Origin of the sequence: Prevotella melaninogenica (genome assembly GCF_018127925.1) — a bacterium.
Classification (GTDB): domain Bacteria; phylum Bacteroidota; class Bacteroidia; order Bacteroidales; family Bacteroidaceae; genus Prevotella; species Prevotella melaninogenica_C.
Genome location: NZ_CP072348.1, coordinates 101084 through 125940 on the forward strand (window position 1 = coordinate 101084; position 24857 = coordinate 125940).

The 24857-nt window shown below is 42.7% G+C and carries 14 protein-coding genes; 8 read left to right on the forward strand and 6 right to left on the reverse strand.

Annotated features, from left to right (window positions below):
* The first annotated feature begins 241 nt into the window (after positions 1-241).
* The 4 genes from J4861_RS05935 to J4861_RS05950 all read left to right on the forward strand — a co-directional run bounded on the left by J4861_RS05935 (position 242) and on the right by J4861_RS05950 (position 6480).
* Entirely contained in the window at positions 242-667 is a 426-nt protein-coding gene (locus tag J4861_RS05935) for a DUF6078 family protein (RefSeq protein WP_211817228.1), read from the forward strand.
* Positions 668-1293: 626 nt separating this feature from the next.
* Positions 1294-2511, forward strand: a complete 1218-nt coding sequence (locus J4861_RS05940; protein WP_211817229.1) for a VapE domain-containing protein — start codon at positions 1294-1296, stop codon at positions 2509-2511.
* A gap of 282 nt (positions 2512-2793) precedes the next feature.
* Complete coding sequence (gene fic, locus J4861_RS05945) at positions 2794-3687, forward strand: protein adenylyltransferase Fic (RefSeq protein ID WP_211817230.1); 894 nt, start codon at positions 2794-2796, stop codon at positions 3685-3687.
* Between the two features lie 252 nt (positions 3688-3939).
* Complete coding sequence (locus tag J4861_RS05950; RefSeq protein ID WP_211817231.1) at positions 3940-6480, forward strand: DEAD/DEAH box helicase family protein; 2541 nt, start codon at positions 3940-3942, stop codon at positions 6478-6480.
* A gap of 194 nt (positions 6481-6674) precedes the next feature.
* On the opposite strand, the gene J4861_RS05955 is transcribed toward J4861_RS05950, so the two are convergent.
* The 3 genes from J4861_RS05955 to J4861_RS05965 form a co-directional block, all read right to left on the reverse strand.
* Entirely contained in the window at positions 6675-7976 is a 1302-nt protein-coding gene (locus J4861_RS05955; protein ID WP_211817232.1) for an alpha-L-fucosidase, read from the reverse strand.
* A gap of 119 nt (positions 7977-8095) precedes the next feature.
* Positions 8096-9109 (reverse strand): DUF4435 domain-containing protein, encoded by a 1014-nt coding sequence (locus tag J4861_RS05960; RefSeq protein WP_211817233.1) that lies wholly within the window; start codon positions 9107-9109, stop codon positions 8096-8098.
* 19 nt (positions 9110-9128) lie between these two features.
* Complete coding sequence (locus J4861_RS05965; protein ID WP_211817234.1) at positions 9129-9947, reverse strand: AAA family ATPase; 819 nt, start codon at positions 9945-9947, stop codon at positions 9129-9131.
* A gap of 194 nt (positions 9948-10141) precedes the next feature.
* Here J4861_RS05965 and cysK point away from each other — a divergent pair, with 194 nt between their 5' ends.
* The gene (gene cysK / locus J4861_RS05970; protein ID WP_211817235.1) at positions 10142-11089 is read left to right on the forward strand and encodes a cysteine synthase A; all 948 of its coding nucleotides are present in this window, start codon (positions 10142-10144) and stop codon (positions 11087-11089) included.
* 428 nt (positions 11090-11517) lie between these two features.
* On the opposite strand, the gene J4861_RS05975 is transcribed toward cysK, so the two are convergent.
* From J4861_RS05975 to ruvA, 3 genes are all read right to left on the reverse strand, one after another.
* Positions 11518-12519: a PDDEXK nuclease domain-containing protein gene (locus tag J4861_RS05975; protein ID WP_211817236.1), complete on the reverse strand. Its 1002-nt coding sequence runs from the start codon at positions 12517-12519 to the stop codon at positions 11518-11520.
* Between the two features lie 117 nt (positions 12520-12636).
* Entirely contained in the window at positions 12637-20199 is a 7563-nt protein-coding gene (gene sov / locus J4861_RS05980) for a T9SS outer membrane translocon Sov/SprA (protein WP_211817237.1), read from the reverse strand.
* A gap of 166 nt (positions 20200-20365) precedes the next feature.
* The gene (ruvA, locus tag J4861_RS05985; protein ID WP_211817238.1) at positions 20366-20983 is read right to left on the reverse strand and encodes a Holliday junction branch migration protein RuvA; all 618 of its coding nucleotides are present in this window, start codon (positions 20981-20983) and stop codon (positions 20366-20368) included.
* Between the two features lie 198 nt (positions 20984-21181).
* On the opposite strand from ruvA, the gene J4861_RS05990 reads away from it, so the two are divergent.
* From J4861_RS05990 to J4861_RS06000, 3 genes are all read left to right on the forward strand, one after another.
* The gene (locus J4861_RS05990) at positions 21182-21412 is read left to right on the forward strand and encodes a hypothetical protein (protein WP_211817239.1); all 231 of its coding nucleotides are present in this window, start codon (positions 21182-21184) and stop codon (positions 21410-21412) included.
* Between the two features lie 271 nt (positions 21413-21683).
* The gene (locus J4861_RS05995; RefSeq protein ID WP_211817240.1) at positions 21684-21890 is read left to right on the forward strand and encodes a hypothetical protein; all 207 of its coding nucleotides are present in this window, start codon (positions 21684-21686) and stop codon (positions 21888-21890) included.
* Between the two features lie 33 nt (positions 21891-21923).
* Positions 21924-24653 (forward strand): hypothetical protein, encoded by a 2730-nt coding sequence (locus J4861_RS06000; RefSeq protein ID WP_211817241.1) that lies wholly within the window; start codon positions 21924-21926, stop codon positions 24651-24653.
* Positions 24654-24857: the final 204 nt, after the last annotated feature.

Below are 24857 nucleotides of genomic sequence, written 5' to 3' on the forward strand. Positions count from 1 at the left end.
AAAACTGTTTGCTGTCATTTTTAACGTTTTCCGCAGGTGGTTGTTTGTCAGTGTGTTAGAATGGGTAAAAGGCTGATAGGAGTGACAGCAAAATAAAAATAATCCGTGAAAAACTTGACAAGGGGTATCTCTGTGTTGTATCTTTGCAAGCAGATATTAGGAAGAGCAACGGCACGCAAGGTGTGAATTTCTACAAACTAACAGCATCTTCCTTTTGTTTTATTCTTAAATCATTCTATTTATGTGTACAGATTTTTCTAACATGCCCAAAGACTGGGCAGTGTGCTTTACGCACGATTGTATTCTCAAGGAACAGTGCTTGCGCTATTATGCGGGTAAGACGCTCTCTGTTAGCCATCACTCGGCATTGACCGTTCTTTCCTCTGTTCGTTCTGACAATAGCTGTAAGGAGTTTCGCACTATGAAGAAAGAACGACTGGCGTGGGGATTCTCGCATCTTTTTGATGATGTGAAGTACTGTGACTACCGCTCTCTGCGCCGTGCTATGGAGGAGCATTTCGGAAGTCGCTTTGTCTATTATCGTTACCATCGGGGAATTAATAAGCTGAGCGAGGAAGAGCAGCAATGGATTAATGACCTTTTCCAACGTTATGGCTATGCTACTCCACGTGTTTATGACAATTACCAAACGAGCTGGGAGTATTAGGAGTTAAGGAGTGAAAGGGAGTGAGAGGAGTTAAGACATTAGCGTGTTTGGAAGAGTAGGGAGGTTCTTCTTGGGGTAAAGGAATTGGGTTAGTTGACTGTTAGTGTTGTCTTGTTTCTTTGGTGTTAATGCCCCGCACATCACGTGTTAATGCTCCCCACGAGTGGTGCTGGTAGACAGGATAAGAAAAGACATAGTAACAGATTAACTTATTCGTATGTCTCAGTAGCCATAATGACATAAGGGCAGATATTAAAAAGACATAATAAAAGACTAACCTTTTCACTCTTTCTCCTTTCTTACAAGTAACTTGTTTACTCGTCTACTTGTCAACTTGTCCACTCTCTCACAGAGCGCACGGAGTCCACAGAGAATTAATGTGAAGACTGAATAGCAAAAGTCTGGATAGTAGAAAGACATAATAACAGTTTAATTGTTCTGCTTTTTCCCTTGTCTTGTGTCTCTGTGCTCTCCTTAAAACCTTTAGGTTTCTTTATGGGGTTCTCCGTTTCTCCGTGCTCTCTGTGTTCTCTGTGTGAGAACTACGGCTTAACCTTTTCACTCTTTCTCCTTTCTCACAAGCAACTTGTTTACTTGTTAACTCGTCAACTTTAAAACCATTATCTATGAAGTATAAGAATCTTAAGAACATTAAAGCTGAAAATCAGCGAAAACGACAGTCGGATAGACTTAAAAATGATATTACTCGTCGTCTGCTCGACTATCTTGAACGGAAGTATGAAATGCGGTATAACACCGCCTTGGGCTGTACGGAAATCCGAAAGGTAGGGAGTAACGAACCTTTTGTGCCAGCGGATGAACGTATGCGCAATACTATCGCCATCAAGGCACGTCTTGATGGTATTGATGTGTGGGACAAAGACATCCGAAGATATACGGAGTCGGACTTTGTCAAGGTTTTTAATCCTGTGGACGACTTCCTTAATAGTCTGCGAGGGAGATGGGACGGAAAGGACCATATCAAAGATTTGGCTGACTGTGTACCTAATGACAATGCACGGTGGACAGACTGGTTTCACACGTGGTTTCTTGCGATGGTGGCACAATGGATGGGCTTAGATACAGCACATGGCAACAGTGTGGCATCGCTACTCATCTCACGACAGGGCTATCGGAAGTCTACCTTCTGTAAACGTTTGCTGCCTGAAGCGTTACAGTGGGGCTATAATGACAACCTTGTCATCAGTGAGAAACAGAATACGCTGAGGGCAATGACACAGTCGCTGCTGATAAATATTGATGAGTTTAATGCCTTGTCGGCTAAGATGCAAGACGGTTTTTTGAAGAATGTCATGCAGCTTGCAAGCATCAAACTCCGTCAGCCTTATCGTCAGCAGCAGCTTACGTTGCCACGTGTTGCCTCTTTCATTGCTACGGCAAACGTCTCGGATGTCTTTAGCGATCCCAGTGGCTGCCGTCGTTTTATAGCAGTTACGCTGACTGCTCCTATTCGCTTGCCCGACCACATAGACTATGAGCAACTCTATGCGCAGGCGGTTGCCGAACTTGAGGCTGGTAGACGATACTGGTTTGATGAGGCTGACACCCAAGAGATTATGGCAAACAACTTGCAGTATCAGCAGCGCACTCCTGCCGAAGCCCTCTTTTTGGATTGTTTCTCTATCCCAAAGGACTTGACCAAGGGTGTCTACATGACTGCCGCCTCTATCTTCAGCCTACTTCGTCAGCGGTATGGCAGTCAACTGAACCTGACAAGCCTTTCCCATTTCGGCCGTGTTCTTGCCAACATCCCGAACCTCCACAGTAAACATTCTTCGCATGGCACAGAGTATTTGGTGGCAGTACGTAGCAGTCTTGGTTAGTCTGCCTCTCCCATCTTAAATCCTTAGTTATTGTCCGAATAAACTTTCAAAGTTGCTGTCACTGCTGTCACACGAACATACTCTGTAAACCACTTATAATCTGTTGTTTGCGTGAAGTGTTAAAAGTGACAGCAACTTGAAATAAAACTATATTAGGTCTGTTGATTTCTAAAACATAAATCGTATTCTTTATAAAAAAGCCTCATTCTTATTCTTTATATAGATTTTTTTGCTACCTTTGTAAGACACTATCTTATAGGCGTAGTGACTAAGAACCTGCTTATGGAAGAACATAAAGAGCATAGTAAGAAATCAATTCGCTTCTTCAACGACCATGAAGTGAGGGCGGTATGGGACGAGGAACAAAACTGTTGGTGGTTCTCAGCTACTGATATCGTACGAGCCATCAACAACGAACCTGATTACACCAAGGCTGGTAACTATTGGCGTTGGCTAAAACGTAAGTTGAAGCAAGACGGCATTGAACCTGTGAGTGTCACTCACGGCTTCAAGTTTGAAGCACCAGACGGCAAGATGCGTGTTGCAGATGTTCTTGATAGCGAAGGAGTTGCTTTGTTAGCAAAGCACTATCCTAACAATCGAGCAAATGAGTTCCTTGACTGGTTTACATACAGCGATAATACGTTGGATGGGCAGAGTCGAAAGAAAGCATATCAGTTATATGAAAGTGGATTGTTGAAAAGTCTTGAGCCAGGCAGCATACAATGTTTACAACAGATTCATGCCTATCTCTTTGGAGGTTTGTATGACTTTGCTGGACAAATCCGCACGAAGAATATCTCCAAAGGGGGATTCACGTTTGCTAATTGTATGCACTTCCCTGCTACGCTGCAAACAATAGAACGAATGCCTGAAACTACCTTCGATGAGATTATGGATAAATACATTGAAATGAATGTTGCCCATCCTTTTATGGAAGGTAATGGTCGTAGCACTCGCATTTGGCTTGACCTTATGCTGAAGCGTTCTCTCAAGCGGTGTGTGGATTGGAGTCAGATAGACAAGAACGAGTATCTGTCAGCCATGCGCGAGAGTGTAACTGATAGCACACACATCAAGACTTTGGTACTGCCTGCACTCACCACTAAGATTGATGACCGAGAAATGTTCATGAAAGGTATTGATTATTCATACTATTATGAACAAAATGAGTGATTATAAGATGGAACGTAGCATATATATATCAATTAAGAACTTAAAGGAAATTCTATTGAGAACTTATTCATACTAAAAGATTAGCCGAATGAGAGTTTATTCTTAGAATATTGAGTCACAGCCTTATTATGTTATTATGTAAGGATGTCAGAACTCTATTTTGATTATAATAACCTATGCAATTTTAAAATGGCTTCAAAGCAATATAGTCATAGGTTCATGTAAAAACAAGCAACATAATAAATATAAAAGATGATAGATTTTAAAAGCAAAATTAAAGGTAAAAACTTTGAAAAGGAAATAAATCCTATACGGATCTATTCCAATTTGGATAGACAAGCGTCTGCTGGTCCTTTAAGACCAGTCCAGGAATCTGTACTTAACGACTGGTATACCAATCATCACGAAGATCACGATGTAATAATAAAGTTACATACAGGGGAGGGAAAAACACTTATAGGACTCTTACTGTTACAATCTAGGCTAAATAGCAATAAAGGTCCTTGCTTATATGTATGTCCAAGTATACAACTAGCAGAACAGGCCTCGCTTGATGCCAAAAAGTTTGGTATAAAACATCAGTTGCATAAGAAAGGAGAACCTCTTCCTAATGAATTTTTAGAAAGTAAAGAGATTTTGATAACTTATGTTCAACGTCTCTTTAATGGGAAATCAAGTTTTAGACTAGACAACAATGGTATTAAAATTGGGACAATTGTTCTTGATGACTCCCATGCTTGTATAGATTCTATTCGTAATGCTTTTTCCATCAGAGCAAACAGACAATCCGAAATTTATAAGCATTTCATTACCTTGTTTGAGGATTCTATGCGGGGACAAGGAGAAGGTACATATATGGACATTAAAAACTCAGATACGTCTTATGAACTGATGACGGTACCATATTGGGATTGGATTGACAAGCAAGATGAGGTTGTTGAATTTATGAATAAGCAGCAGGAAAATGATGATGTAAAGTTTGCATATCCTCTGTTAAAAGATATATGGAGTGATTGCACAGTCTATTTTACTGGCCGTGAAATGGAAATAATTCCTAACTATAATCTGATACATAGATTTACTTCATTCACGAGAGCTGATCAGCGGGTATTTATGTCTGCAACGACACAAGATGATTCCTTTTTCATAAAAGGATTAATGGTAGACGAAAAGGCTGTCACCCATCCTTTAACAAATGCGTCAACGAATTGGTCTGGAGAAAAAATGATACTTTTTCCCACACGGATAGACACAAGTTTAAATTCAGAAATTATGCGTGAATTTGTTTGCAAATCTTCTTTCATTTCATCTTTCAGTAGAGTAGTGTTAGTTCCATCCTTATGGTGGGGAGAAGATTATGAAAAAAGAGGTGCTAAAGTAGCAAGAGGAAACCTCATTAATGAAGAAATCAATTATTTAAAAAAAGGAGAGGAACTTGATCACACCGTAGTTTTTGTTAACAGATATGACGGAATAGACCTTGCAGACAATCAATGCCGCCTATTAGTCTTAGACTCCTTACCTTCATTTGGTAACTTATCTGATAGATATGAACTTAAATGCAGGACAGATAGTGCCCTTATAACAACGAAAATAGCACAGAAAATAGAGCAAGGATTAGGCAGAAGCGTAAGAAGTGAGAAGGATTACAGCATAATTCTTATAGTTGGTGAAGATTTAGTGCGCTTTATAAAAACATCTTCAAACCAGACTTTCTTTTCTCCACAAACATTGATGCAAATTCAAATTGGAGAAGAAGTGTCTGGTATTGTAAAGGATGAGATTTCAAAAGAGCACACAGCTCTACAAACCTTCTGTGACGTAATGAAACAATGTTTGAATCGTGATGAGGGATGGAAACAATTCTATAAAGAAGGGATGGATAAAATCTCATTACAAGAGGACAAGCACCCCCTTCTTAGTATAATTAATAAGGAGTTTAAAGCTGAACAAGCTTGTATAAAATCAGACTATGACGCAGCAGCAAAAATATATCAGGATCTTATTAATACCGATTTCAAAGATAAAGAGCAAGAAAAAGGATGGTATCTCCAACTCTTGGCTAAATGCAAGTATAGAAATAGTAAAGTAGAAGCTGAAAAGACACAGAAAAGTGCACACGATCTAAATCCGTACGTACTAATGCCAGCAAACTATCATTATAAAGTCATAGACCCCATCAATCTAGGAGCAATAGCTCTTGTACGCAAATATATTTCCAAGTTTAAGCTGTTTAATGATTTACAATTAAAAATAGATTCTGTTATAACAGATCTGAGTTTGGGGACTAAGGCAGATAAGTTTGAGGCTGCACTTCAAGAAATAGGTAGTTTGTTGGGATACGTTAGTCAAAGACCAGATCAGAAGTACCAAGTTGGATTTGATAACCTATGGGCTCTTCCTGATGGGGTAAACTTCATTGGTTTTGAATGCAAGAACGAAGTTTCAACGACAAGAGATTGCATAACCAAAAATGAGGTAGGGCAGATGAATAATCACATTGGCTGGTTTGAAAAAGAATATGGTACTAATAGAAATATTACATATATCCATATTCATCCAACAAATGCCATTTCAGATAAGGCAAACTATACAAGAGAAGTTCATGTTATGAGAGAGAAAGAGCTCAATAAGTTAAAAAAGAATATCAAAGGTTTTATTGCTGAATTCTCTAAATATGACTTAAAAAATCTCACCGAGGATTTTATAAGCAAAGCCTTAGAGACTCACAAACTAACGTCAAAAGATATTAGAGAATGCTATTGGGTCGATCCCAAACATCATTTAGGATAAAATATCCAAGATGATTACTAATCAATACTACTCAAATTGAGGAAACATTTTTGTACCATACAAATATAAATCGTTAATAATCAGCGCAGGATATATTTGAGGAAGAAAACGATACTTACATATAAGCAAACCCGCAGCAACTGGATGGTTGCTGCGGGTTGTATTTTAAAGATGATAAGGCGAGAAAGCCTATATCACAACGTCAACTCAACGATATAATCAATGTCGGTGGGGACGGTGTCGAGGTTGAGGGTGATACCATTACCAGTCTTTGTGAAGTTGACACGCTTGTTGGTGCCAAAGACGGTGGCAGACTTGATTTTATGGTTGTCAGTAGGGATGAAGAGGCTGGAGTCCATACAGTTAAGAATGTGGATGTAGAGTTTGTTACCACGTTGTGTACTTACGCCCCAATCGTGTGGACCAACGATGCCGCCACGAGTGCCGTAGATGGTTTCACCATATTGGTTCAGCCATTTACCTAAGGACTGAAGACGGTTGAGGGTAAGGGCGGGAAGGGCACCACCTGGTTCTGGACCGATATTGAGGAGGAGATTGGCATTCTTTCCAGCAGCACGAACGAGCATTTGAATCAGCTCTTTGGGTGATTTGTAGAGGGTGTCAGTGATGTTGTAACCCCAATGCTCGTTGATAGTCTGGCATGATTCTAAGGGTAGGCGGCCAATGCTCTGACCAGAGAGACCCGCCTTGTTCTCACCCGGTAAGTCACGTTCGAAGATTTGGATATCCTCACCAGGGAACGGAGTATGATGGTGGTTGTTAGCGACGAGGCACTGTGGTTGTAGCTTATGAATCAAAGCATACTGCTCCTCCAACTGCCAGTCGAAAGGTTTTGCATCGCTGTCATGATCCCACCAGCCATCAAACCAGATTGCTCCCACCTTTCCATAGTTAGTGAGCAATTCCGTCAACTGCGTGTTCATAAACTTATAGTAGCTTGCCCAGTTAGCCTTCTCTTTTGGTCTACCAGTGCCAGTTCCTGTTCTTCCCACTGGATAGTCTTCGCGTCCCCAGTCAAGGTGAGAATAGTAAAGATGCAACTTGATACCATTACGTTGGCAAGCATCAGCCATTTCTTTTATGATGTCACGTTTGAACGGAGTACCATCAACGGAATTATACGTGCTGGTAGCCGTCTTAAAGAGTGAGAATCCATCGTGGTGACGTGTCGTAATGGTGATATACTTTGCACCAGCAGCTTTGATTGCTTTCACCCAAGCATCCGCATCAAACTCTGAAGGATAGAACGTCTTTGCCAATTTAGGATATTCCTTATAGTTGATATCCCTGTTGGTCATAATCCATTCGGTAGTACCCATCATTGAGTAGAGTCCCCAATGCAGGAAGATACCAAACTTCTCGTCTTGGAACTGTTCGCGTGCTTTAAGATTCTCAGCCGTTGGATGGTAAGTCTCTTGTGCCATACCGACATAACTTGTCAGCAGTGTTGCGATTAAAAGTAGAGTCTTCTTCATGTAAGAATTTATTGTTTAGATTTTGAGTACAAAGATAATAAAACTACAGCAGATAACGCCCCACTTCGTAAAGAAAGTGTAGGTAGAGGCATGGAGTAGGGTGATGTTATGAAGAAAACTTAGTCAGTTGATTGTTGTGTCGGTGGATTCAAGAATGTATAAATATCTTCTTTCAATCTTAGGAATGGTTCAGCGTTCGTATAACCTACATTGCGACGGAGCATAGGGATAATCGCCTCCGTACTATGACCATAACTTGATAGTTCGTTGCGACGTTGCGTATCGTGTACTGCATTGCGGTTAATCTCGTCTTCACGTTCACGCACAAGAAGGTCGCATACCCGTTTCAAGACTGGTACAACTATGTTATCAAAGAGATGATGACCTTGTATATATAGATAGGTTGATGAAGGTGTAACACCTAAGGAACGCAGTTCGTCTTTTAGTTTTAGATAGCTTTCCTTTGCGTTCGGATTCTCCTTTTGTAGTTGTCGTACACGCATCTGCACCTTATGACGCAGTCGTTGAATACTTTCTGTTGCCCCTTGTAGAGAGAAATTACCAATCTCCACAACTCGATTAAAGTCAGAGATTGTAAATCGTCGATGAATACCTTGGCGATAATGCCAGATACTCCAGACAAAGAGAGGGTGTATACTCTCACTGTACAGCTTTAGGAACTCTTCGAAGTTAAAGATAGAATGGTCGTTGAGCGTTACTGCTACTGTCACATCATGTAGGCTCGGTGCATAGCATTGTAGGTTTTCAATGGCATAAGCATACGTATGAAAAACGTATGGATTGTTGTTCACTTCATCGGATAGTGGGGTAGTTCCTTGTAGCAGATAGTCATAATCAGCATCCACACAAGCAATCATGTTCTCACCAATATTCTGCGAAACGAGGTTCATCAATACTGACCGTTTGCCCTTGGTAAGGTTTAATCGCGATGGCAACATCACTTCAAAGTAACGATCCTCGTTCTCAAAACCGCTTAAGACAGTGCGCCAAAAGAAAATATCGTCATATGCTTCCACATATGCGATAATCTTTCTCCGTGCCCGCTTACCATTCAATCGGTTCGCTGCATCAATATAAGCCGATGACAGGTTGTCGCTCAGTCTTTTTCCCATTGCTCCCTCCTTCAGACAATCATTTATCGGTTATGTCCGTAACCTCTGTTACACGGTCAATCCATCCGTTCATGATGACAGCTGGACTGTGGGTCGTGAGGATAATCTGAACATTTGGATTCAGTTCTAAGATGAGGTCGATTAAGCGTTTCTGCCACTCTATATGCAGGCTCACCTCTGGCTCGTCCATAAAGAGAACGTAATGTTCATTGTCTTCTACCAATACGGTCAGCAGGATAACCAAAATCTGCTTCTCACCACTTGACAGCTGATAAGGAGCCAGCTCCTCACCGAGTGATGAGAACTTTATCTCATTCTCCGAGCGAATAATCTTCTTACCAGTCTCGGTGAAGAGGTCGTCTAAGATGTCTTGAAAGCGTTTTTTAGGTTGAGAAATCTGCTGCGCCTTCTCTAGAGCATCTGCCTCACCACTTTGTAAGGTCTCGATAATACGATTACCGATATTCACCTGATAGTCAAGATACTTACGTTGAAGTTGGAAAAGCTGCCAATCAAGTTCTGTAACAAGATCGAGGTTAATCTTGCTGATGCTATCCGAGTTCATCAGTGGACGGTCAAACGAGCGGATAATATCATAACGTATCCACCGCGCATCATTAGGACTTACCTTTAGTCGGACACCCTTCAGTGAATGGCTGGGGAATTCACCACCTTGCGACAGACTGCGTATCACCTTATTAAGTATGGTACTCTTCCCGACACCATTGATACCACTGAGGATATTCACCTGTCGGTCCAGTGTCCAACGGATATGTTTCTTCCCGCTCCAAAGCGAGTCAATCTCAATCTCTTCTATGTAATCTGCGTATTTCTGCATACTCGTAGATATTGTGACAATCGTAGTGCAAATATAAGGAATTTTGCGTTAATGGCAATAAGAATGCTATATTTTAATACAAATACCACGTTTGTGGTATGCTAAATAACATAAAGAGAGTATTTCACATGTTGGTAAATGTCCGTACCTTTGCATCCGTAAACAATTAGTAAGAAATCAAAACTCAAAAGAATATGGCAAAGGTAGTAAACAAACTCACAGAACTTATCGGTAATACACCACTGTTAGCACTTAATAAATTCTCTGCAGAAAGAGGACTCAAGACTCCTGTTCTTGCAAAGGTTGAGTATTTCAATCCTGGTGGTAGTGTGAAGGATCGTATAGCATTGGCTATGATAGAGGATGCTGAGGCTAAGGGACTCTTGAAGCCAGGAGCTACAATCATTGAGCCAACCAGTGGAAATACAGGCGTTGGCTTGGCTTTAGTGTCAGCGGTGAAGGGTTATAAGCTTATTCTCACCATGCCAGAAACCATGAGTGTGGAGCGTCGCAACCTTGTAAAGGCTTACGGTGCTACCGTGAAGTTAACAAGTGGAAAGGATGGTATGAAGGGTGCTATCAAGGCTGCGGAGGAGTTGAGAGATTCTATTCCAGGTAGTATTATTCTTCAGCAGTTTGAGAATCAGGCTAATCCAGAACGTCACTATCTTACTACTGGTCCTGAGATTTGGCGCGATACAGATGGTAGGGTTGATGTGTTTGTAGCTGGTGTAGGTACTGGCGGTACGGTGAGTGGTATCGGTCGCTACCTCAAGGAGCTGAATCCTGATGTGAAGGTTATTGCTGTTGAGCCAACTTCATCTCCTGTATTGAGTGGTGGCGAGAGTGGACCACATAAGATTCAGGGTATTGGTGCAGGCTTTGTGCCAAACACTTACAATAATAAGTATGTTGATGAGATTTTCCAAGTAGAGAATGATCAAGCTATCCTTGCTGGTCGTCAGTTGGCGCAACAAGAAGGTTTGTTGGTTGGTATTTCTTCTGGTGCTGCAGCTTTTGCAGCTACCGAGATTGCTAAGCGTCCTGAGAATGCAGGTAAGACCATCGTAACCTTGCTGCCAGATACAGGTGAGCGTTATCTCTCAACAGTGCTTTACGCCTTTGACGAGTATCCTCTTTAGTATTTTCCAAATTCTAAGATACTTTCCCAACAGACTGCTTATGTCTTTAAGACACGGCAGTCTGTTTTTGTCTTTAGGTAGGAAGATAATGCTTTTATAGTTTGATAAATACTATTTTGATGTGCGAAAAGGTTTTACACAAATAGTGCTTTAACTCCTATTGATACTGTAAAATAATGCTTTAGCTCCCCTCTTTATAACCTTCAGATTATCAGATGATTGCAAACTTGTAAAAGAAAAGGTGCTTATTAGGCTTCTTAAAGGGCGTTAGTAACACCTCAAAAGGGCATCTTTTGCAAGCCAAAAGGGCGTTAATTCGAACGTAGAAGATGCTTGATTAAAAACGAGGAGTGGAAAAGTTATTACATTTTAGACGGATTTCTTCTCCATTCTCTCTTTTTGGAGAGAGTGGGGAAGAACTTTCTTTATTATTTTTGTAATAGGAAGGTTTGCTTCTGTCGTTCAATCTCTTTTCGTAACTGTTCGTCTGTTGGTAAGAAAGTTTTGTACTTTGCTGCAAACAACTGTTCATTACCTTTTAAGATAGAGTATCGTGCGATGTCTTTACTTGTTTCTGAGCATAAGACAATGCCGATGGTTGGATTGTCACCTTCCGTACGTTTTAATTCATCATACATACGTACATACATATCCATTTGTCCAACATCCTGATGTGTGATAGTTCCTAATTTTAGGTCAATAAGCACGTAGCATTTCAGAACGACATTATAGAATACTAAATCAATATGATAATCTTGTGTGTCGGTCCTGACCAGTTGTTGTCTCCCCATAAAGGCAAACCCTCGTCCTAACTCCATCATAAAGTCTTGTAGATGGCTGATAATTGCTGTCTCAAGGTCGGTTTCAGAGTAGGTACTATCTTGTTTGAAGCCGAGAAACTCTGCAACGATAGGACTTTTTAGAAGTTCAAATTTGTTAGGTTTTTGGGCTTTATTTTGTGGTTTTGGTTGGACATAATGACGTTCATAGTACTGTGTTGAGATGTTTCTGTCAAGTGTTCGGACGCTCCACATCTCCTTTGATGCTGTTTCAAGATACCATCGCATAGCAGTCTCGTCGTCTATGCGTAGGACCTTGATGATATGCGTCCAGGTTAGATTTTGCAATCGTGATTGCAAAATTGTAATGTCTTGAAAGATAAGATAGAAGCGGCGAAAGTATGCCAAATACCTTTTGCTGAATCCTCGTCCATACCGATGTGTTAGTTGGATAGAGAGATTGTTGATAATCTCTTCACCATATTCAGCACGTTCTTTACCACTTTGTTCTTCTTCAACAATACGTTTCCCTATGTTCCAATAGGTTTCTATCATTGATTTGTTGACAGCGGCATAAGCCTGTTGACGTCCTTGCTCGATGATGCCACAGACATCACTGAATAAGTTTGGTGATGTTAATTTATTGTTCATGTTTAGTCATTTATTATGTTGTTCTTAATAGATTTCATAGGTTTTATTGGTTATAAGGAAAAGAAGCTAATTCAACTTCTTTTCCAAATGTTGTATTTTTCCTTTCAGAAAGTTATCTTACCTTGTCAGACTAAGTCTTAGACTCACACCGAAGTCGTGGGTAGTTGTTGGATAACTGCCTGACGAGAGGAGTGGAGTATTAATCTGTAAGTCGTAGTAGAGACTGGCAGTAACCAAGCGGCTCAAGGTATAATCGCTTAAGAAAGAGAACTTGAAAGCAGTGTTACCACTTGAAGCTGCTGAGGTGAGCGAAGCAATGTCACGTGTGAGCGATGCTTGCTGACGATAGCTCATGTCAAGACGTAGGTTCAGGTCACGGTTCAGTCCGCTGCTTTGACGAGACGAACTGTTGTCTTGCTGTGAGGAGTCTGATGTCTTTTTCTTCTTACCTTTTGCCACACGTCGTGTACCATTGTTGAAAAGATTGAAGTCGTTGATTCTATAACCAATACCGATAACCCAGTCTTTTGATGAGGCTTCATTCAACTGTACACTGGTCATCGAGAGTGATAACACACGTGTCTGGCGATATTCCAAGCGTGCTGTGAGGTTGTTCTGAAGAGTTACATCAACACCTAACAGAGGAGAGAATGCTTCGTTGATACTCACCTGTGAGATGTTATACATCGAACTTGGGATAGGGTTACCCGTTGTTGCATTAGTAATGAAACCGAGTCCGTTCATGTATTCCTGCCATGTACTATAGCTCTGATAAGAACCGATAGCAAAGATACTGCGGTAAGCATGATTGATGTTAACACTCTTGAAGAGCTGTTCAAAGAATGGCAAGCGTGAAAGACCACTGTAACGGATAGACCAGTTAGGTAATAAACTGCGCAGTGTAGGGAAGATGTTGAGTCCGTTTCCGCTCATGCTGGTGTAAGCATTGAGGAAAGCAGGAACCATAACGTCAGCACTATATTTATTAACAGCACCTACTGCAGGAGTGAAATGTCCGCCACCAAAAGAAGCAGGGTAGGTTGCATTGTTATATTGTGCCTCCACACGATTGCGATAACTATCAAGTGACTGCACGAAACGATTAAACGTTGGACTATGATAGCCGTTGTTGGCATTGCCCTGACTTTCGAATGCAGTACCTAATGAGAGGGTTGTCATGGTAAGTGAACCGCTCTGTGTTGTAGGCGTACCCGTGTACATATATTGGATGCTGCGTGAGGTAGTCTGCATACGACTGGCAGTAAGGTCAATCTTGAAGTCCTTGAATGGTTCAAGTGTCATACGAATCTGCAAGTCTTCTGTGCGATTCGTTACAGCAGGTGTAGCCACACTGTCGTTCATAAGCAACCAGTTGTTATCACGTGCCTTACCGATATAGTCATCATCAATAAGACCGAAAGCGAAGTCAAGACCTGGTGATAAAGCACCTGTACCACGTGTCTGTCCGAAGGCATCACCCACCGTTGGCATAAAGCCAGGCAGTGCCATTGCATATTGGTCACGATAAGAAATACTTGCCGAACGTACCATCATCAGCGCACGTGCCACACACTGTGCCGTCTTATACCATCCCTTGTTATTGAGTGGTTCTTTAGGCGTTACGGTAAGCTTCATACGTATAGCAGAGTCTGTACGATTAAAGACTTTCAACTGCGTATCACCTACCTTACGATATTTAATCTTGATAGCCTTTCCTCTTTTGTCTTTAGCCGAGATGATAAGGCTTTTTGTATTCTTGCCATGTGAAACAAGGATAGCAGAATCGGCATTGATAACGATTTCCTTTTCAAAACTCTTCTGGTTCTTAGGCAGTGCTTTCTTCTTGTCATCGTCTTTACCTTTCTCCTTCCTTTCTTTTTCTTTCTTTTCTCTCTCAGCCTTCTTCTGTTCTGCTGTCAGCTTAGGACGAGTAGGGCGGGTGCGGTTGAAGCGTTCGTTCGTTTTCTTTAAGAAAGGAATATGGTTATAGAGACGTTCAAAGTTGAAGCTACTATTGATGTTCAAAGCACGGTTACTTGTGATGGTATTACCGAGTGAAGTACCATTATCAAGACTTGTTCCACGCACCCAAGTATAAGATGCAGTATAGTTTGCATCAGCATTTACCCAGTCAAAGATAGGTAGGAGATTGAGTGGAAGCTGATAAGAAAGCGTAAAATTCTGTTGGTAATCGAGTGGAGTACCGAAGTGTTTAATACTTGTCCACACCGAGTCTTTCCATGCCTGATAATGGTCGGCATAGAGGTCTTTATTGATAGGAGTGTAAGGCTCTTCTATTTCGGCATGTGTTGCACTTTGGAAGTTCATGTGGAGATTGCGTGTCAAGTCCCAACGCAGAGCGAAGTCACGATTCCAAAGGAACTGCTCGCTGAAGGTAAGAGGTAGCAGACTGTTCTCTGTTGATTCCATATCACGCTCCTGTAACTCGTAGTAGTTGCGCACCATTTCAGTGTTGAAGGTTACGTTCTGTGGTAACCAGTTCAAGCCAAAACGCTTGAGGATTTCAAACCATTTCGATCTACTCTTTATAAGTTTCTTAAAAGGTTCCCAAGACTTATAGACTGGTGTCCAGTTATAGTTCAGCGCACCGCGCCAGTTGTCTTCGTTCTCATAAACAGTTGTCTCGCCTGATGTGTGAGAGTGAGAATGGCTATAAGAGAATGAGAAGTTGGCTGGGTCGTATGGCATAGGGTGGTTCTTCGTCTGAATACCGACACGCACATTAGACAAAGAAAAGTTCGTTGTCAGTCGTTTTGTAACGGCAATAGACTCAATAGAATCAAGCTCTTGACGGTTAGCAGTACCATCAAGGGCATCCTTCAATTCCATATCCGTGTCGAGTGGATTATACTTAGGACGACTCTCGCTCTTGGTTACGCTGTAATATAATGGTGCTGATACCTTTGCTTTGTCTGGGAAGAACTTTCCTAATTCAAGGCTTGTGGTGACAGAAACATCCGTCTTAGACTCCTGCTGTCGTTCGTTAACGCCCTGTTCCAAACCACCGAAGCCGTCAGTGCTGTGACTGGCATTGACATCCACAGTACCGAAGTCAGACAGCTGTAGGTTGAGCTGACCTCTTGCTGCCCATCCACCTTCGTTGTTAAACTCTCGTAGACGTAGCTCATTCACCCACACCTCTCCACTCTTCTGACTGCTGGAAAGGTTGCGAACACCAATAATCATCGTCTTAACTTCACCAAGAGTTGGGTTACCCATCACCGTTACTTTGTTAGCAGGATGATCGGTGTCGTATACAGAGAAAGCACGGTTATAGCTTGCTGTACCTGCACCACGTGCCTGATTGCGTTGCTTCTTCACGGAGGTGAGGAGCTTCAATGGTATGTCGAGCATGTTCTCCTCTGGCCATACGATACGACGTTCTTGACCAGTGTACATGTCATAGTGGCCTGGAGCTGACAGCTTCAAAGGAATTTCATACTCGTAGTAGTTGTTCTTGTAATCAGAACCCAAGCGGATAAACACAGCCAACTGGTTATCCGTAAGATTAGTCGTATTCTGTTCAAAGGCATTCGCATGTACGAACATCTGCAGACGCTTGTACTGGCGAAGGTCGAGGGTTGTATTCTTATAGACAGCCTTTGACTCGCCAGTTCCAAGATTGTTAACAACCATAGAGAGTGCCTGTTCGTTCTCCTCAACCAATTGTGGCTGGTTAGGGTCTTGTCCACGACGAATACCTGGAGGTAATACATAGTTTACAGGAGTCTTATCATTGTTCTCTTCAAGGCTCACAGCACTTACCGACATCGTACCCGAATTACTTGCAGAATTGGTAAGGTTCTGCTGATACTGACGCCATTTACCACTTACAAGGTCGAAGGTACCAAAGCGGAGTACGATAGGCTTTGCGAAACCAGTGAGGAACATACGCATAAAGCGGATGCTGGTAAAGCCACTGATATTACCCACACGCTTCTGGAACTCCTCCAATGGAATACGGAACTGATACCAAGTGACAGGTTCAGAACCACCCTTAAGCAGTGGTGCTGAGGCTACACGTTTATCAACAATGAAGTTTTGACCTACGACAAGGTCTTGTGGACGAATACTAATATGATACTGGTAGTATTTCTCATATTCGTTCAGCGTATAGTCCTGATTGATATCCTCTACATCAGGTGTTGTTTTATACGAGGTATCGTAACGCTCGTTGTTGTTGTCATTGTCTGGTGAGTTACCCTGTGGGTTGTTGATGCGCTTGTATCGTTCAAGGATAGAAGCCTTCTTTGCATCCCAGTCAGAACCACGGAAGTAGTGGTAGTCATCATTGGCAGGGTCTGCCCATATCGAATCAAAGACAGCCTGATTAGTATTAGCACGGGCTGCTGTAAGGAAGTTCTGATAAGAAGCAAACTGCTGTTCTTCCTCATCAGTCAATCCATTAAAGCCGACATCCTGCTTCGCACGACTACCCTTTGAAGTTGCAAAGGCGTATGTAATCGTACTTTGTGTTGGTATTTTACCCCATTGCGTGGTTGTCCATGAGTGGCTGCCATCTACAGGCATACCACTCTCATAGAACTTCTTACCATCTTTCAGTACGTCCTCAGATACCTCTCCAAGGTTGATATAGAAGTCACCACCATACTGGTTTGCATTTGGTAGTCGGTTGGAGTAGATGAATGGGTCGAGCATCCAGAACTCTATATATTCGATGTTAGCAGTTTGGAAGTCGTTAGTATCCAACTTACGCATCATACCTCCCCATGTTCCAGTAGGATTCGTGAGGTGTCCGTTGATATCTATATTTGGATTGAAGTTATATGGTCCACGCTCAGAAGGATAGTAAGCGAGGTTTAGAATATTCAATGTTGAGATAGAACCGCTGTAGTTTCTATCACGATTTGGGAACAATTCGGTAACAGGAATCTCACGTACATAGTGATTAGAGAGCTGTTCAAGGTCACTCTTAATGTGTCCTGGAGTCAGCGAACTACTACGACGAGTGAAGAGTGGGTCGATAGTGTACCATGCCAATAAGCTTCGGTTGAAGCCACTACGAAGGGTTGTCTTATCTGAATATTCAGGGAAGTCTGATGGTACACTGGAGATAATCCAAGAGGTAGGCTGACTTACGTCGATAGTTGTCTTTGCTCCCTCAAAGTCATCAAGATAAGAAGCATTGTCCTGTGTTCCCTTGCTCTGGCCTGCTAACAACTGTGCGAACTCAGCAGAGAAAGTGATATAAGAAGGCTGTGTTACGTGTAGGAATGGAATCTTATTGAGCATATTCGTAAGCCACTGGCTCTCCTTCTTCCAATTGATATTCAATCCCCAAATGGTGTTGTTGAGTGGTTCAGAACCCATATTGACCTTTGTTGTCAACGGTTGTTCAGAGAGATGCATGAACGTACCACCAATCTGGAAGTCCTTTGAGAAGTCGTACTCCCAGTTTACACCAATCATCGTCTTACGCTCCTGTTGATAAGCACTCTGGCTTTCCAGCGATACATTGACTGCTGTACCTGCATCGATAATGCTTTGGTTAAGGATTGTTACCTCACCAGCACTGTAATCAACGCTATAGTCAGAACCCTCGTTCAAGGTTACACCGCCCGCAGTTACTATTACCGAACCCTGTGGAACGTTATAGGCTCCAAGGGAGATAACGTTTGCAGCCGAACCACGATACTGGCCAACGAGTATGAACTTATCCTTCTCGGCAATCTGCTTAGCAATGGTCTTCGTAGAATCGTAGAGTTGTTCGAAAACGTACTTATTTGCAATGGCAGCAGTAACTCCCTTATCTGTTAATGCTTTCCGAAGTCCATTACCGAAAGGTTCAGCCATAGGGAAGAACACACGTCCGTTGCTGATAGTATATCCCTCAACGTAATCAAAATAACCATTGGAATGTGGATTGTTATTGTTATCCAATCGGTCAGCATTGAGAAGTTTGATGAGCGTTTGGTTCTTTACTTGCGGTTCAGGTATGTATGACAGATAGACACCTGTCGTATCACTCTGATACTTCACGTCAAGGCGGAACTTATCGCGCTCAATGTTAGACGCGAGGTAATACACGTTTTTCATCATCAAGTCCCAGTTTCCTTGCTTAGGATTATTGCTGGTGTTCTTCAAAGACTTGACGAAGAGAGCCTCGTTGATATTGGTACGGTCGCTGGCAAACTCACCTACCTGATAGGTAACGCCACCATAGGTATATTCGTAGGCAATTGCCAATACTTGGTCAGTCTGTAGACCGCTTTTCAGTGAGATATAACCCAAGGCATTGTTGATCGTGTATTCAGAACTATTGAGTAGTCGGGCATTAGCCAACTTCTCATAGTCATTGCCACCTACGAGACCTGCACCATCAAGGATACCTGTCACTTGGTCGATGTCACGAGCAGCAGGATAGGTCTGTGTAATAGTGGTGTATTCAGTATTGGCATTGTTTGTTGGTACGGGTCCGTTACCAGTTCCCCACAGGTCGGTACGGCTAATCTTCTTGTTTTCACCAAGGTCAGTCAGTGCAACAATGTTTCGCGTGTTACTGGTTGTTCCAGTCTTATTCGTCACCCACACCTCCACACGATTGATTGTCACACCTGTTTTGAGGTTAGGCAATGACTTCATTGCCACGTCGTAGTTGTCGCGGAAGTATTGTGAGAGGAAGAAGTGGTGATTTTCTTCATAGTCAGCCGCATCAATTTCAAACGGCGTAAGTTGTTTTCCACCACGTGAGCTAACGCTCTTGTTAGAACTCTTTTTCTGTGATAATACGGTCTGTAACTTCAATTTACCGAACTGCATATCAGTACGTATACCGAAGAGTGCTGACGCTCCTTGTACGAGAGAGTTGTTTGAAGGGAAGGTAACATTACCACCCTCAACGAGTTTGATAATCTCGTCTTCCTTACCTTCATATCTTAGTTTGAAGTTCTGTGTGTCAAAGTCGAAGGTTGCATCAGTGTTGTAGTTAAGATTCATGTTCACCTTATCACCCACCTTACCATTCACGTTGACATTGATTTTCTCATCAAAGTCCATTGCCGTTGTCTTACGATTACGGATAGGGAGTGATGGGTTGTCAATGTTCTTGATGTTTGCACCGAACTTCAATTCAGCCGAACCCTGTGTCTTGATACGTACACCACCAGGACCGAATATCTTTTCTGCAGGACCCAATGAGAACTGCATATCAGTAAAGTCGAACTTATCCTTACCCTTCTCCCTTAGTATCTCTTGGTTTTTTGAACGGTAGTAATCGGTAAAGCTACGTTTCTCCGTCCACTTCCGATACTCCTCTGGCGTCATCATGATTGGAGCCATCACGTAAGTCTTACCAATCTTATAACCAATGATATAGCGGTCGAGTGAGTCGTTATACTCCACAGTCTGTCGCATATTCTCTGGTCGGATAAGGTCGGTAGAGTTCTCCTTGAGGTCGTCGTAAGTGATAGGGGTTGTGCGCTGCACCTTCCAACGAGGGTGTAGCAAAGAGTCAGGAATGGTCTCCTCGTCAATCTCCACTTCAATAGGCTTCGCTTTCTTAACCGTATCTGGTGGTGCCACCCTATAGACGAGTTTAGCAATCGGTGCAAAACCAAGTGCCGAGCGTCCCCAACTCAACAGTCCGATACTGCCGAGAAGTGTGATAATAAGGATGGATATGTAATACTTTCTTTTCAAGAAGATAAGTGGTTTGACACCTCCCCAAGCCCCTCCGAGGGAGGGGATGTGTTGGAGTCGGTGGATTGTTATAACCGATGATAAGCTTTAACAGGAAGCAAAGTGTAGTTGTAGGCGGTAATCACGCCCCTCTCCATTCGGAGAGGGGATGGGGGGTGAGGCTTTTTTACTTAATCATCTTCAACGCCAACTTCACAACCTGCTCCACTGGTAGGTCTGGCTGTTCAGTGAGAATACTCACAACAACCTTTGCAGATGGAGCAGGGGAGAAGCCTAACATCGTCAATGCGCTGACTGCTTCATCCTTGATAGCTGTGTTGACAGCTGGTGTATTAGGCTGACTGCTAACATGCAATTCGTCAGCAATACCACTCTGCATAATCTTGTCCTTCAAGTCAACGATGATGCGCTGTGCTGTACGGAGTCCGATACCTTTCACCGTCTTCAACATCTTCTCGTCACCGTTGGCAATGACATTGCAGAGTTCTGCAGGTGTCAGCGATGAGAGAATCATACGTGCGGTGTTTGCACCGACCCCCGACACGGTAATCAATAATCGATAGAGCGAGCGTTCCTGCTTATTGGCAAAGCCGTAGAGCGTATAGTTATCGTCGCGTCCACCTGTCATAATAGCCTCGTGCACATAGAGTTTTATATCTTTTTTACCCTGTATGGCACTATAAGTATTGAGCGAAATGTTCAGTGCATAGCCCACACCATGTGCCTCGATAACAGCCAAAGCAGGTGTCAGGTCAGCCAGTTCGCCCCTGATGTATTCAATCATAATCTAAAATAAATATGCCTTATCTAAAATAAATATGCCTTTTTTGGGCATGGAAATTCTGTATATACGTCCTTACTAACGCATTCCTCCTTTGTTTATTGTGATTTCAATATTTTATTCCTACATTCTTTCATTATTCCAATAATTCTTTTTACCTTTGCGCCCAGTTAAACGAAGATTAACTTGCGATAACGTATAATGAGAGTAACAAACCAGCTTATTTCAACCACTAATGCTTGCGCCTTATATAATAAAGGTGTAAGTCGTGTTGTTGTGCCTGTTGCTTGCAATGCGAACAAGGCTAGAGAGGTGCTGAAGAAAGAAAATAAAGAAAAGATGTTAAATTATTTGGATATTCCAAATAATTGTGTACTCTCTCTCTCTCTCTCTCTCTCTCTCTCTCTCTCTCTCTCTCTCTCTCTCTCATAGTATTATAACTCTTTCTTTCTTAGTCGTTTACGTGCTTACGCAATGCGTGGCACGTTATAGCGTATCGGCAAAGGGCTTGCTGTATTTGCCCTTTGCCGATTTTGTTTTATCAATCGTTTTTTTCTCATATACTCTGATTGGAACCATGTTGACACGCATAGGCAAGGTGCCGTTTGCGTCCTTGTCCTTGCAAGTCAATGTGGTTACCTAATTCCCCATTACGTAATTTGAGTGAACTGACATATTTATAAATTAACTAGTTATTAAGCTTATGAAAAAAATTAGAAAGACGGTACGACAACTTTATGTTCGTCCTACAATTGATGTCGTCAGAGTGGCATCCGAGGGCAGCCTCCTTGCCGGTAGTCCTCTCGTTCGTCCTGGTGGCGGTGGTACTGGTAGCCAGACGCCTGGAACTATTCAGGTCGTCCCACTGGATCCAGACGATAATAACCCAGATGACGAGATTGAAGGATGATGAATAAAAATCACTAAGAAATTAATTAAAAAGATGAAGAAAAATATTTTCAATTATGTGCTGTTTGCTTCTATCGTTAGCGGTATGACATTGTCGGTTGCTTCTTGCTCTGACGATGATTTATCGTCTAATCAGGGTGGAAGCAATGAAGCATTGGTACGCTTTAGTGTAAAAGATGTCCAGTCAGAGACGATTGCCCGTGGTGCTGCAATGACCCGTGGCGCGATCACACCTGGACTTGCCAACAAAGATCTAGCCGGTCAGAAACTTACTGCACACAGCAATCGTAACCTTGACGTATGTCTTATTGAGACAACCGTTGAAGGCATAAACCCAGTAAAGGCTGATGCACGCACTCGTGCCGAAATAGAAACCACGATTGGTGGCGACTTCTCGTCAACAGGTATCCGTGGTGTTGCAGCAACAAGCATATTGACAACACCAGAATGGTTCAAAGCTGCGAAAACCAAGAGCAACGGCGAACTCTATACTCCTATTCGCTGGTCGTTTGCACAGCCTTGGGCACGCTTCTTTGCGGTTTATCCTTCTAAGGATAGTTACTCTAAACTTACCATCAATGATATGACTTCTACCGACAATGCCCCCAGTGTTGACTTCACGGTAGAACCTAACGTCAGAGATCAGAAGGACTTTATGACGGCATGTACAGGCAATGTACACTATGCAACACGGTTTGAGCAGCCTACAACCAATCTCGACTTCCGCCACGCCCTTACAGCTATTCGCTTTGCTGTGGGTCAAAACCTTTCCTGGAACAAAACCATTGATAAGGTTGAGATTCGTAATGCCATTATGAAGAGCAAGTACAAGCTCTCAAATAAGTTCAATGGTACAGGCGCAACCTGGGATAACACGGGTGCTACTCGTGGTACAGCCACTCTTTCGGGCTTAAGCGTAAACACCAGCTCCAACCCTAACGTTACCATCATGGGCAACACGGGTGATAACTTCACCTTCTATATGATTCCACAGGTGCTTACGGGTAATAGCGTAACTGCATACGTACACTTCACAGATAACACTGAAATCACAGCAACACTGAAAGGTGAATGGAAAGCCGGAACAACACGTACTCTAAAGTTAAGTGAGACCAACTCTACTTGGAATTATGTACTGACTCCAACCGATCCAAGCCGTGCAGCCAAATACGATGAAACCACATCACAACCTTACGGCATTACAAGTTATCGTACTGCTCCTAATGGTACACAACAGGCTGTTGCATGGAAAGTCATTGGTTACAGTGTTGATGGTGGTACAACTTATACAACCAACAAGCCTGCATGGCTGACTAGCCTTAGTAAGACCGAGGGCGATGGTGGTACTGCTGCCGACCAAGGTACAGCCACATTGACAAAAGACGTTACCGATTTGTTCGCTAAGCGTAACAAGGAACTCAGGGATGCAACTGCCTTAGGTTCTGCAGGTAATCCTTACGACCTTTCTACCAAGGGCGGCTCAGTAAATCGTAGCACAGCCAACTGTTATGTAATCTCAGCTCCTGGTCATTATCGCATCCCGCTCGTTTATGGCAATGCCATTGAGAATGGGGCTACTAATGCGAATGCTTATATTAGCCATGCCGCTGCTGGTAATTCAAAGGTTTTGTATAACTTTAAGGATCATGCAGGTGCTAATATCACCGACCCTTGGATCGAGAAGACCAATGGAGGTGCTAATAATGGTGTCGATGGTGCAGAAGTAGTCTGGGCAGATGCTGCCAACCTCGTTCATTCTCCTTCTATCACACATATTGGTGGTGAGGGCTTCCTCGACTTCGAAGTAAAACAGAGCGATATTCAGAGTGGCAATGCGGTTGTTGCAATTACCAAAGGTAGTGGTGCTTCAAAAAAAGTTCTTTGGTCATGGCATTTGTGGTTTGCTCCTAAGGATGCGCTCGATAAGATTCCTGTTACTAACCATCAAGGTAAGGTCTATAACTTCACCAAGGAAACTTTGGGTTGGAAGCCAACGCTGTGGAGTGGTTCTACTTACAACAAACCTCGTACTGTCAAAGTCAAGGTTGTGCAGACCATTAAGAATGGTGGAGTAGCACAAGAGACTGTCATCAATATTACCCAGAATCCTGGTAACGTTAAGAAGGGTGCTACCACACTTTACCAGTTCGGTCGTAAGGATGCTTTCCCTGGTGTCGATGCATCTGACTTAGCTGCAAATAGCCATTTTACACAGAATGCTGGTGATAATATGTCTATTATGAATAATATTCAGAATCCAGATAAGTTCTATATCTACGGTTCATCAATGTACACCAACTACGGTTATAACAATCTTTGGTCTGCCGATAATACTGTTACAGGTGATTATAATGTTGGTAATGACAATCCTGTCGTTAAGACTGTCTACGATCCTAGTCCTGTCGGCTTTAAGATGCCAGCCAACAATGCGTTTACAGGGTTTACCACAACGGGTCTGAATTCAACGTCTCAATCAGAGGTGAATGTTGATGGTACAAGCGATTGGCAGACTTACCAAAACAATTTTGGTCATAACTTCTGGACAAGCAGCAGCCAGACGGCTACTATCAATTTCCCTGCTTCGGGCTCTCGCGACAGCAATGTTGGTTCGCTCAACTACGTCGGCAACTACGGTTTCTATTGGTCGGCAGTTCCGAGCATCGCGGGCTACGGTTGCATCCTGTTCTTCAACTCGGGCTCCGTGGGCCCGCTGAGCACCAGCGGTCGGGCCTATGGGCTCTCGGTGCGTCCGGTCTCAGAATAATACCCGAACCCCACCCCTGAAACCCACCCCTTACCCCTCCCCAAGGGAGGGGTATTGAATTACCAAATAAACCTTGTGGTTAGGTTGAAAGGAGGGGGTAATTTAATTACTGATAGCCCTTGTGGTTGGTTTGGGAAAAGAGGAAAATGTAAAGAAAAATCCGCAAATTGTGCGGAAGTAATAAATCTAATTATTAACTTGCTG

What these genes read in the sequence shown, in the direction of transcription:
- J4861_RS05955 (WP_211817232.1), bottom strand. Translation starts at nt 7,976, where the DNA reads ATGAAGAAGACTCTACTTTTAATCGCAACACTGCTGACAAGTTATGTC.
- ruvA (WP_211817238.1), bottom strand. Translation starts at nt 20,983, where the DNA reads ATGATTGAATACATCAGGGGCGAACTGGCTGACCTGACACCTGCTTTG.
- J4861_RS05990 (WP_211817239.1), top strand. Translation starts at nt 21,182, where the DNA reads ATGAGAGTAACAAACCAGCTTATTTCAACCACTAATGCTTGCGCCTTA.
- fic (WP_211817230.1), top strand. Translation starts at nt 2,794, where the DNA reads ATGGAAGAACATAAAGAGCATAGTAAGAAATCAATTCGCTTCTTCAAC.
- J4861_RS05940 (WP_211817229.1), top strand. Translation starts at nt 1,294, where the DNA reads ATGAAGTATAAGAATCTTAAGAACATTAAAGCTGAAAATCAGCGAAAA.
- J4861_RS06000 (WP_211817241.1), top strand. Translation starts at nt 21,924, where the DNA reads ATGAAGAAAAATATTTTCAATTATGTGCTGTTTGCTTCTATCGTTAGC.
- J4861_RS05960 (WP_211817233.1), bottom strand. Translation starts at nt 9,109, where the DNA reads ATGGGAAAAAGACTGAGCGACAACCTGTCATCGGCTTATATTGATGCA.
- J4861_RS05995 (WP_211817240.1), top strand. Translation starts at nt 21,684, where the DNA reads ATGAAAAAAATTAGAAAGACGGTACGACAACTTTATGTTCGTCCTACA.
- J4861_RS05965 (WP_211817234.1), bottom strand. Translation starts at nt 9,947, where the DNA reads ATGCAGAAATACGCAGATTACATAGAAGAGATTGAGATTGACTCGCTT.
- J4861_RS05950 (WP_211817231.1), top strand. Translation starts at nt 3,940, where the DNA reads ATGATAGATTTTAAAAGCAAAATTAAAGGTAAAAACTTTGAAAAGGAA.
- cysK (WP_211817235.1), top strand. Translation starts at nt 10,142, where the DNA reads ATGGCAAAGGTAGTAAACAAACTCACAGAACTTATCGGTAATACACCA.
- J4861_RS05975 (WP_211817236.1), bottom strand. Translation starts at nt 12,519, where the DNA reads ATGAACAATAAATTAACATCACCAAACTTATTCAGTGATGTCTGTGGC.
- J4861_RS05935 (WP_211817228.1), top strand. Translation starts at nt 242, where the DNA reads ATGTGTACAGATTTTTCTAACATGCCCAAAGACTGGGCAGTGTGCTTT.